Annotated in this window: 2 protein-coding genes and 1 pseudogene; all 3 read right to left on the reverse strand. The window is 39.4% G+C overall.

Features of this window, described 5'->3' with window-relative positions:
• Positions 1–119: 119 nt before the first annotated feature.
• Entirely contained in the window at positions 120–1745 is a 1626-nt protein-coding gene (gene hmpF / locus BGL89_RS09865; protein WP_286825568.1) for a pilus motility taxis protein HmpF, read from the reverse strand.
• Positions 1724–3076 (reverse strand): RNA-guided endonuclease InsQ/TnpB family protein, encoded by a 1353-nt coding sequence (locus BGL89_RS09870; RefSeq protein WP_286825569.1) that lies wholly within the window; start codon positions 3074–3076, stop codon positions 1724–1726. The genes hmpF and BGL89_RS09870 overlap by 22 nt, the downstream gene beginning before the upstream one ends.
• A 326-nt stretch (positions 3077–3402) precedes the next feature.
• Positions 3403–3557: pseudogene (locus tag BGL89_RS09875) on the reverse strand (helix-turn-helix domain-containing protein); the annotation flags it as partial.
• Positions 3558–4111: the final 554 nt, after the last annotated feature.

Consider the following 4111-nt stretch of genomic DNA (forward strand, 5'->3'; position numbering starts at 1 on the left):
TTTCCCCCCAATCACTCCAAGGGTCGGCACTTTTTGAGGGAAAAAAAGTCTAAAAACCTTGTTGGATAAGGTTTTTAGATTTATTCAGCAAGCCCTAATTAAGCCTAACTGTTAATAGCCTAAGGATAGGCACTACCATTAGATTCCATAGGCATCAACCATTGGGAGATAGTTTCTAGTTTTTGACGGATTTGATCGAGTTGATCCTGCACGGGTTGCAGAAAAGTTTCGTACTGTTGTACCTGAGTTTTTAAACGCAATAAGGCCAGATTAGCATCGCGCCATTGTCGCTCCTGTTCTTCAAATTCACGAGTTTTTTGCTCTAAATCCGACCATTGCTCATCAATAGTATCTCTGTTTTTTGGTAAATCCTCTTGTAGTCGCTTGATTTCTGCTGCTAAACGTTGACTTTCTTGGAGATTATTTTGATAACTATCCTCCAAGAGAATTAACAATGGTTCAAAGCTACATTTTTGGGCATCTTCTGGGGATAAAATTCCCTGTCTCCGTTGCAGAATTTTCAGATGTTGAGAGCGAATAGCTTGCCTTTCCTGGAGATTACGTCTTTGTCCGACCAAAGTTGCCGCCAGCATTCCTTTTTTTTCCTGTTCCTCGGCTAATTCTTCTTCTAAATTAGCTCGCTCTGATTCATCTATTGTGGCCATTCTTGCTTCTAATTCTTCCACGGTTTGGCATTGGAGAGTTAATTCTTCCTCTTGGTCGTTGACAAAAATTTCCCAGCGCTTGAGGTCTGTTTGTAAGTTCTTAACTAAGCTCTCCAATTCTTCTAAAGGCATTTTTTCAAGAGCTTCTAGATCGATTTTACCATCAAAATCTAGTTCTTCCCCTTGCAGGAGACGAAGGAGCATTTGTCGAGTAGAATCAGTGGTTTGTAGGGTGAGGTTAAGGCTCTCGAATAATTCCTGTTTTTGACTCAGAACAGTTTCTTGTATTTGTAATTGTATTTTAGCCGTTTCCAAAGCCCCGCGACTCGTCTGTAATTCCCTCGCTCTTTGTTCGAGATAATCGAGCATTTCATTGTTGGCGAACTGACGATTTTCTACAGCTTTTTTCTGCTCCTCTAAACTCTGCCAACAACTATTTAAAATATTCTGTTGTTCCTGCACAGATTCAAGAGTGGAATGGAGAATTTGTGAGGGAGAATTGCCCCGATGATGATTATTAGCTAAACGCTCCGCTAGAGAGCGAATAAATTGTTGTTTTTCTGGGGAAAGATTGGGGGAGGAGTTAAAATTTATTTGTCCTTCTTCCAGGTGTCGCTGTTGCTCGTTTAATTGTTGTTTTAGGGTTTCCAGTTCTTGTCTTTTGCGCTCTAAATACTCGAATTCTGCCTCTATTTGTTCAATTTGCTCGATTCTTGTCTCCATTTCCATTTTCTGGCGGTTGAGAATCTCGCTTTGATAGGTGAGGGATTGTTTCCACTCCTCGATTTTCTCTTGATCTTTCTTGCTGCGCTCCATCAAACGGGCAATCTTTTGCAGTTGCCGCACCATCTCCGCTCCCGCTAATTCCGGGTTTCCTTGCAGTTGACGATTATTGCTCAAATTTACCAAGAGAAGCGCACCTTCACCCAGGGAGTTAGTTTCGTCGTAGGTTAAGATATCTTCCCCCGGTATGGCACTCCACGTCTGATCGTTATGCTGACAGGCCAATAGTTTCAATTCGGTTTTGTAACCACCGATAAAACCTCTAGTCTGTTTTTTTACTTCTGTAAGGTATAGCACGAGTAGTCGTCCTCCATAATAAAAGTTTTTTTGACTTCTCCGACCCATAAATGATAGAGAATTATAAGCGGACTTCGCGTCTTTTTAGCTGACCAGAACTTGAATTTCTGGGGACGAGTCAAAACGCCCCTAGACACTCGACTTAAATTAAAATTAAGTGTTGTGCTTACTTTCCGAATTATGTTAGCTGCCCCATTAGCATCAGCATTAATGTACTGATTTTGAGCAGCCCGATACAATCCTCTTTTTGTTCTCTTTCCTGATGGTTGCCACCCTTCGGTTTTTTTACCAAATTTAGGTAGCGAGTCATTGTCTAAAAAAGAAGCTTTTAATGGATAACTTTCCTCGGTTTCAATAAACTTAATCCCACAATGTTCACACACTTTTCTAATGCGTTCTTTGAGTTTTGCTGTAGGAATTGAAACAAAAGATTGATGATTATTTTGGACTAAATTACATTCTTGTTTTTGTTCTTTATTCCATCCAAAAACAACCACTCCAATTTGATGCTCAATGCAGTAATTAATAACCAGTCTAGCTGCTTTATTAACAGCATCTCTTATTTGTCGATTACGCTTTTCTGTGATTTTAGCGAGTTGGTTTGACCAAAATCCTTGAGGTTTTCCTTCTTTGAGAGTAGCTACCTGTTTGTTGTACCAACGATTAACAAACTTAAGATGTCTTCCATCAATTATAAAGCTAGTACCGAGACTAGAAACTCCTGTTAGCCAATTCTTTAAACCCCGATCTAAACCTAGCACATTATCGGGATTGACCTCAATCTCGACTGGTTTACTCTCATAAACAAACTCAACATAAAAACAATGATTTCTGGGCAGTATTCTTAATTCCTTAATTTCTTGAAACCTCAAATTGGAGGGCATTGGCAAATAGAAGCTATCAAGTCCAAACCATTGCTTAACAGTTTTTCCTAAAGGGATTCTGATTTGATTATCAACCCATTTTAGGGCTTGCTTGGGATAAGTGACAAGGAACAGACCTTCTTTTTTTATGTATTTAAGTAAATGATGCTTATCTGTTAACTCTCCCTTTCTATATTTCTGGTTTAGCTCTTTAAATGATTTAAAGGACTCAGGAACACTTCTAAGTATTTGCTGTGCTGCCTGAGAGGATAAAACTTGATAGTGTTTGTTGTTTTTATACTCTTTCTCTAAATCAAATTTACCAATAATTTTATCGGTTTTGAAATAAAGTTGACGGGCATAATAAATTGCACAGTTAGTCAGTTTATGAGACTCAGCACAAATGAACTCAAGGATAGCCTTTAAATGTTTATCCATGCTCATTAGATTTTGCTGGCATCTATACATTGTATTTTTACCTCCTGATGTTATACTAGCATAAATGCACTAGGCTGTTCGTAATTTAAATCACTTGGACCAGACGAGGCAAGAGGCAACACCCCCCAACCCCCCGACGTGGGTAGGGTCGTTTCATTCTCAAGAAAAAAGGAGAAATACGGCGAGAAACGAAATTTTAGCGACATAAAGACAATAATTGGCGGATGTTTTGCTTATTGTGGTCAATTCCCCTTGTTAAAGAATCATAACCCTCTAACCTGTACAAGGTTAAAACCCATGTCTTTAACAAGGAAATGTTGATGGGGGAAAGTCCCTTTTTCTGGGGACTAAGATCCTCGTTGAGCAAAGAAGTTAGTGAAAGCTGTTTGTAAATGTCTTAACCCTTGTTGTAAAGGTACACAGCTTACTTCATTGAGAAAGTCTAATTCTTCTGCAATAGCGACTCTTGTTCTGGTGTTGGGTAAAATCGAAACGAGTAGGCTTTCTCCATATTTCACATTCTGGCATATATCGTGTAAATGCGCTAATATTTAACGGTAAAGCCGTCGTAGAACGACGGGGTTTCAGACCCAAAATTTTCGATGAGCAAGGGAAACCAGAAAGCGCAGTGATGAGCTTCGAGAATCCTCACGCCTTTAGGCCCAGGAGTGTCAAATAATTAGCTTATCAGATTTATTATTAGTGACAAGAGGAGGTAATACTAAATCCTGTTTAAAAGGTATAGGACAGTGGGGTGTAGGGTGTGGGGAGAAGGGAGCGCTGGAGCTGCGGAGTGGGGAGCAGGGAGAAACAATTGATAACTTGAGAGTTAATCACACTATTAAAAACGGATTTGGTGTAAGAGAGCGTTTCTCATCTCTCATCAAGATGAAGTATTGTAAAGTTTCAATACAAATATAGTCAGATATAGCCAGCCATGGTAATATATAGACAGGAAACTATCAGACTAGGCAAAAAAAAACAAGAATAAGTTATCGAACGGCTTGGAGGTGGTGGAAACAAGGGAATTTAACAGGCTATCAATTGCCTTCGGGTACAACTATC

The sequence above is a fragment of the Microcystis sp. LSC13-02 genome (genome assembly GCA_002282935.1).
Lineage (GTDB): Bacteria > Cyanobacteriota > Cyanobacteriia > Cyanobacteriales > Microcystaceae > Microcystis.

Excerpts from the sequence above, each read along its gene's own strand:
- BGL89_RS09870 (WP_286825569.1), bottom strand. The coding sequence starts at position 3,076 with ATGTATAGATGCCAGCAAAATCTAATGAGCATGGATAAACATTTAAAG.